The organism is Sphingomonas sp. (assembly GCF_035555815.1).
GTDB lineage: Bacteria > Pseudomonadota > Alphaproteobacteria > Sphingomonadales > Sphingomonadaceae > Sphingomonas.
In genome coordinates this window covers 1-6,215 of the sequence record NZ_DATMGG010000095.1, presented here as the reverse complement: position 1 = coordinate 6,215, position 6,215 = coordinate 1, and the positions used below count along the sequence as shown (strand labels likewise).

The following is a 6,215-nucleotide window of genomic DNA, read 5'->3' as shown; positions in this document are numbered from 1 at the left end:
CGCCACGGCGATGCCCCGGTTCGTTCATCTCCGCGACAGAAACCGTGTTCTTCGCGCAACAGATTGTGAAAGTGCCGGTTTTTTTCTTGTGCGATGCAACGCGATCGGCTGCCCGACGGTTTTGCCACCATCGGATGCGCCGCCCTCGCCGCTCGGGCTCATCGCCGTCCGATCATGTTCAACAACAAGGTATTGTCTCATGCGTACACTTCTCCGCGCTGCCGCGCTCGCGGCTACGGCGATCGCCGTCCCCGCCTTTGCCCAGGACGCCCCGGCCGGGAGCCAAACCACCGAGGCCGCGCCCGATGGATCGCGCGCGTTCGGCATCGAGCCCTATTTCGGCATCCGCGGCGGTTGGGAAAGCTTTGACGCCGAGAGCAATCGCGCCGGCATTCCCCCGGTCAATCGCGACAACAAGCTCAACGGCAGCCTGGTCGAAGGGCTGGTCGGCTTCAACGTCCCGCTCGGCCCGGTCTTCATCGGCGCGGAGGGCAACGTTGCCAAGGGCGTCACGGGCGACATCGACTGGCAGTACGGCGGCGCCGGCCGGCTGGGCGTGCGCGCGGGCGATTCCGGCCTGCTCTACGGCAAGGTCGGCTATCAGTGGGTCAATTTCGAGAAGCGCGTGCCGGGCGGCCGCGACTATCATGACATGACTTATGGCATCGGCTTCGAAGCCGGGCCGAAGGACATCGGCCTGGGTGGCATCACCGGCCGTTCGGGCTTCCGCCTGCGCGGCGAGGTTTCGACCTTCGGCAATTTCCACAGCTTTCGTCCGACGCTGGGTATCGTCACCCACTTCTGACGTCCGACTGTACCGACCCGCGGCGTATCGGCGGGTCCAGTAACGCGTACCGGAGCCGGATGCCCCCGTGGGCGTCCGGCTTCGTCTTGCTTCTATGCGGGCAGCAGATGCTCCTTCGCGATCCTTTCCCGCCACACCAGCGGCGCGAGCTGATGGACGTTGGCGCCCGTCGAATCGACCGCGACCGTCACCGGGAAATCCTGCACCTCGAATTCGTAGATCGCCTCCATGCCGAGGTCCTCGAAGCCGACGACCTTGCTGCCCTTGATCGCGCGCGCGACCAGATAGGCGGCGCCGCCGACCGCCATCAGGTAGGCGCTCTGGTGATCGCGGATCGCCTCGACCGCCGCCGGCCCGCGCTCGGCCTTGCCGACCATCGCCAGCAAGCCCTGCTCCAGCATCATGCGGGCGAACTTGTCCATGCGCGTCGCCGTGGTCGGGCCGGCCGGGCCGACCACTTCCTCGCCGACCGGATCGACCGGGCCGACATAGTAGATCACGCGGCCACGGAACTCGACCGGCAGCTGCTCGCCGGCCTCGAGCATGTCCTTGATCCGCTTGTGCGCGGCGTCGCGACCGGTCAGCATCTTGCCGTTGAGCAGCAGCCGGTCGCCCTGTTTCCAGCCCTTCACCACCTCCGGCGTCAGCGTGTCGAGGTCGACACGGATCGCCGCGCTGTCGGGCGTCCAGTCGACCTTGGGCCACTCATCCAGCTTCGGCGCCTCCAGATAGGCCGGGCCGGAACCGTCGAGCGTGAAGTGCGCATGGCGGGTGGCGGCGCAATTGGGGATCATCGCCACCGGCTTCGACGCGGCGTGCGTCGGCCAGTCGAGGATCTTGACGTCGAGGATGGTGGACAGTCCGCCCAGCCCCTGCGCGCCGATGCCCAGCGCGTTGACCTTGTCGAACAGCTCGATGCGCAGCGCCTCAATATCGTTCTGCGGCCCCCGCGCCTTGAGCTGGCCCATGTCGATCGAGCCCATCAGCGATTCCTTGGCCAGCAGCACCGCCTTTTCCGCCGTGCCGCCGATCCCGATCCCCAGCATCCCCGGCGGGCACCAGCCGGCGCCCATCTGCGGCACCATCTCCAGCACCCAGTCGACGATCGAATCGCTGGGGTTCATCATCTTGAACTTCGACTTGTTCTCGCTGCCGCCGCCCTTGGCCGCGACATCGACCGACACCTTGGCGCCGGGCACCATCTCGACGTGGAGGACCGAGGGCGTGTTGTCGCGCGTGTTGCGGCGGGTGAAGGCCGGGTCCGCGAGGATCGACGCGCGCAGCTTGTTCTCGGGGTGGAGGTAGGCGCGCCGCACCCCCTCGTCGATCACCGCCTGCAACGACTGGTCGCCATCCAGCCGGCAGTCCTGCCCCCATTTGACGAACACGGTGACGATGCCGGTGTCCTGACAGATCGGGCGGTGTCCCTCCGCGCACATCCGCGAATTGGTCAGGATCTGCGCGATCGCGTCCTTGGCGGCGGGCGACTGCTCGGCTTCATAGGCCTCGCCCAGCGCGCGGATGTAATCCATCGGGTGATAATAGCTGATGAACTGGAGCGCGTCGGTGACGCTCTCGATCAGGTCGGCGGGTTTGATGGTGACGGTCATGACGCCGCCGACTAATCGCGATCGGCGGGCGCGCCAAGCGGGAACATGTGCCGATAGGGCCGCGCCTCATCGAGCGCGCGGGCATAGCTAGGCCGGGCGAGCAGCCGGGCGCGATACGCGCGCAGGTTTTCGAACCGCTCGGGGATCGGGTGCGTCCAGTCGGCATAGAGCAGCGCCGGCGCTGCCGCGCAGTCGGCCAGGCTGAATTGCTCCGCGGCCGCCCACTCACGCTCCGCCATCCGCTCGTCGAGCCAGGCATAGGCGCGATCGAGCATCGCCCGCGCTTCTCGCACGCCGCGCAGGTCATGCTCGCTGTCGCGCAGATGGTCGATCACCACCTTGCCCTGCGGCGTCATCACATAATTGTCGAAGAACCGGTCGAGCATCCGCACCTCGACCGCCTGATCGGGATCGTCGGGGATCAGCCGCACATCGCCGGGATGACGGACGTGCAGATATTCGATGATCGCCGTCGCTTCGAAGATCGTGCGGTCGCCCTCGACCAGGATCGGGAACTTCCCCATCGGCGACAGCCGCGCGAACGTGCTCGTCACCGGCTCGCTGCCGTCGATCACACCATAATCGAACGGGATCGCATTTTCGTAAAAGGCGACCAGCGCCTTGTGGCAATAGGACGACAGCGGATGGGCGTAGAGCTTGATCGTTGCTTCGGTCACGGCAGAATCTCCAGACGGGCGCCCCGTCTAACCCGTGTTTCCGCCAACCGATATGGCGCGAACGCTTGATGCCCCCGCCCGCGCTCCGCTAGGCGCCACATGATGGATGCGCTGCCCACCACCGACGCCGAAGCCGCCGCCGAACTTGAACGGCTCGCCACCGAGATCGCGCTCCACAACCGGCGCTATCACACCGAAGACGCGCCGGAGATCAGTGACGCCGCCTATGACGCGCTGGTCCGCCGCAACACCGCGATCGAGGCGGCGTTTCCCGCGCTGGTCCGCGCCGATTCGCCCAGCCGCCAGGTCGGCGCCGCGCCCGCCGGCCATCTGGCCAAGGTCGCCCACGCCCGGCCGATGTTCAGCCTCGACAATGGTTTCGCCGATGCGGACGTCCACGAATTCGTCGCCCGCATCCGCCGCTTCCTCAGCCTGTCCGACGACGAACCGGTCGCGCTGACCGCGGAGCCAAAGATCGACGGGCTGTCCTGCTCGCTGCGCTACGAAAGTCGCCGGCTGGTCCGCGCGCTGACGCGTGGCGACGGCGCGGTGGGTGAGGACGTCACCGCCAACGCGCTGACCATTGCCGGGCTGCCGCACACCCTGCCCGCCGACGCCCCCGATCTGTTCGAGGTGCGCGGTGAGGTCTATATGGAAAAGGCCGCCTTCGCCGCGCTCAACGCCCGCCTGCTTGCCGAGGCGACCGAGGCGGGCGACCCCGACAAGGCGCGCCAGTTCGCCAACCCACGCAACGCCGCCGCCGGATCGCTGCGGCAAAAGGATGCGCGCGTCACCGAATCGCGCCCGCTGCGCTTTCTCGCCTGGGGCTGGGGGGAGACCGGCGCGCTGCCCGGCGACACCCAGGCGGAGGTGATCGCCGCGATCCGCGCGTGGGGCTTCCCTGTCGCCGACAGCTTTCGCCGCTGCGACACCGTCGATCAGGCGCTGGCGGTCTATCGCGCGATCGAGCACCAGCGGGCCGACCTGCCGTTCGATATCGACGGCGTGGTCTACAAGGTCGACCGGCTCGACTGGCAGGCGCGGCTGGGCAGCGTCGGGCGCGCGCCGCGCTGGGGGCTGGCGCATAAATTTCCCGCCGAACGCGCCGAGACCACGCTCGAAAGGATCGACATCCAGGTCGGCCGCACCGGCAAGCTCACCCCGGTGGCGCGGCTGACCCCTGTCACGGTCGGCGGCGTCGTCGTCACCAACGCCACCTTGCACAACGCCGATGAGATCGCGCGGCTCGGCGCGCGCCCCGGCGACCGCGTCGTTCTCCAACGCGCGGGCGACGTCATCCCGCAGATCGTCGAGAACCTGACCCACGACACCGCGCGCGCGCCATGGTCCTTCCCCACCCACTGCCCCGAATGCGGCTCCGATGCGGTGCGCGAGGAGGGTGAGGTCGATATCCGCTGCACCGGCGGCCTGATCTGCCCCGCCCAGCGACTGGAGCGGCTGCGCCATTTCGTCAGCCGCGGTGCGCTCGATATCGAGGGGCTGGGCGAAAAGAGCCTGAGCGAATTCCTCGATCTCGGCTGGATCAGCGAACCCGCCGACATCTTCCGCCTGTCCGCGCACCGCGACGAACTGGTCGGGCGTGAGGGGTGGAAGGACAAGTCGGTCGACAATCTGCTGGCCGCGATCGAGGCAAAGCGGGCGCCCGACCCGGCGCGACTGCTGTTCGGGCTGGGCATCCGCCACATCGGCAGCATCACCGCGCGCGATCTGCTCAAACACTACGTCGCCTTTCCCGCGATCAGTGCGCTGGCCGACCAGATCATCGCGCTGCGCGACACCACCGCGCCCGTGCTGGGCGAGACCGAACAAAAGGCGCGCGCGCGCCTGGACAAGGCGATCGCCGAACTGATCGGCGTGGAGAATGTCGGTGCCGCCGTCGGCCACGCCCTTGCAGACTTCTTTCACGAACCGCACAATCGCACGGTGTGGGACGATCTGCTCGGCGAGGTGTCGCCTCCCGCCTTCGTCTCCGAAGTCCGCGAGTCGGAGGTGTCGGGAAAGACGGTGGTGTTCACCGGCAGCCTGGAAACGATCAGCCGCGATGAAGCCAAGGCCCAGGCCGAGGCGCTGGGCGCGCGCGTCGCCGGGTCGGTCTCGGCGAAAACCGATCTGGTCGTGGCCGGCCCCGGCGCCGGATCGAAGCTCAAGAAGGCCGCCGATCTGGGCATCCGCGTGATCGACGAGGCGGGCTGGGCGGCGATCGTCGCGGCGGCCGGGTGATGCCGTTTTGCAACGCAACAAAATTACCTTGCGGTTGACATTGCGCGACTCGCGTCCCGTCATTTAAGCGTCACAAATCGGGCGCAGGGGCGCCGCGACGGCGCGTATCGCCGTGTTGAGAGCATTTGGCTCAAAAGGGGAATTTCCATGCGGATGAAGCTGTTTGCCGGCGTGGCGCTTGTCGCGTTCGCGCTTCCGGGCACTGCCTACGCCCAGTCGACCGGTTCGATCGACTTCGAGAACGACATTATCGTCAGCGGATCGCGCGACAGCGGCGTCGCCGGCATCGAGGTGCCCGATACGTCAAAGGCCAAGCAGGTCCTGACCCAGGAATTCATCAGCCGCATGGCGCCGGGCCAGACGATCAACGACACGATCAACCAGATGCCGGGCGTCAGCTTCCAGAACAACGATCCGTTCGGTTCGGCGGGCGGCACGCTCACCATCCGCGGCTTCGATTCGACCCGCATCAGCCAGACCTTCGACGGCATCCCGCTCAACGATTCGGGCAACTACGCGCTCTATTCGAACCAGCAGCTCGATCCCGAGCTGATCGAGCAGGTCAACGTCAACCTGGGCACCACCGACGTCGACTCGCCGACCGCGGGCGCGACCGGTTCGACCGTCAACTATCGCACGATCACCCCGAGCAAGAATTTCGGCGTGAAGGTGGTCGGATCGCGCGGCGACTTCGACTTCTTCCGCACCTTCGGCATGATCAACACCGGCGAGATCTTCGACGGCGGGCCGCGCATCTTCATCGCCGCCAGCCAGGCACGCAACAACGTCGTGTTCAACAACATCGGCAAGGTCGAGAAGCAGCAGTATAACGGCCGCATCTATCAGGAACTCGGCAACAGCGGCGATTTCATCTCGGTCGCG

At 67.1% G+C, this 6,215-nt stretch carries 5 protein-coding genes; 3 read left to right on the top strand and 2 right to left on the bottom strand.

The window, feature by feature from the left end:
• Nucleotides 1-199: 199 nt before the first annotated feature.
• Nucleotides 200-805, top strand: coding sequence for an opacity protein (locus VNR91_RS05445; protein ID WP_325489765.1), 606 nt, complete (start codon nucleotides 200-202; stop codon nucleotides 803-805).
• A 92-nt stretch (nucleotides 806-897) separates the two neighbouring features.
• Here the strand turns inward: VNR91_RS05445 and VNR91_RS05440 are convergent, their stop codons facing one another.
• Both VNR91_RS05440 and VNR91_RS05435 read right to left on the bottom strand, forming a co-directional pair.
• The gene (locus VNR91_RS05440; RefSeq protein WP_325489764.1) at nucleotides 898-2,415 is read right to left on the bottom strand and encodes a fumarate hydratase; all 1,518 of its coding nucleotides are present in this window, start codon (nucleotides 2,413-2,415) and stop codon (nucleotides 898-900) included.
• An 11-nt stretch (nucleotides 2,416-2,426) separates the two neighbouring features.
• Complete coding sequence (locus VNR91_RS05435; RefSeq protein ID WP_325489763.1) at nucleotides 2,427-3,092, bottom strand: glutathione S-transferase family protein; 666 nt, start codon at nucleotides 3,090-3,092, stop codon at nucleotides 2,427-2,429.
• A 99-nt stretch (nucleotides 3,093-3,191) separates the two neighbouring features.
• On the opposite strand from VNR91_RS05435, the gene ligA reads away from it, so the two are divergent.
• Together ligA and VNR91_RS05425 are read left to right on the top strand one after the other, a co-directional pair.
• Nucleotides 3,192-5,333: an NAD-dependent DNA ligase LigA gene (gene ligA, locus VNR91_RS05430; RefSeq protein WP_325489762.1), complete on the top strand. Its 2,142-nt coding sequence runs from the start codon at nucleotides 3,192-3,194 to the stop codon at nucleotides 5,331-5,333.
• Between the two features lie 153 nt (nucleotides 5,334-5,486).
• Nucleotides 5,487-6,215: TonB-dependent receptor plug domain-containing protein (locus VNR91_RS05425; protein WP_414712378.1), on the top strand; the 729-nt coding region annotated here is incomplete at its 3' end.

Bases quoted from the DNA above. Each gene is read 5' to 3' on its own strand.
- VNR91_RS05445 (WP_325489765.1), top strand. From the start codon at position 200: ATGCGTACACTTCTCCGCGCTGCCGCGCTCGCGGCTACGGCGATCGCC.
- ligA (WP_325489762.1), top strand. From the start codon at position 3,192: ATGATGGATGCGCTGCCCACCACCGACGCCGAAGCCGCCGCCGAACTT.
- VNR91_RS05440 (WP_325489764.1), bottom strand. From the start codon at position 2,415: ATGACCGTCACCATCAAACCCGCCGACCTGATCGAGAGCGTCACCGAC.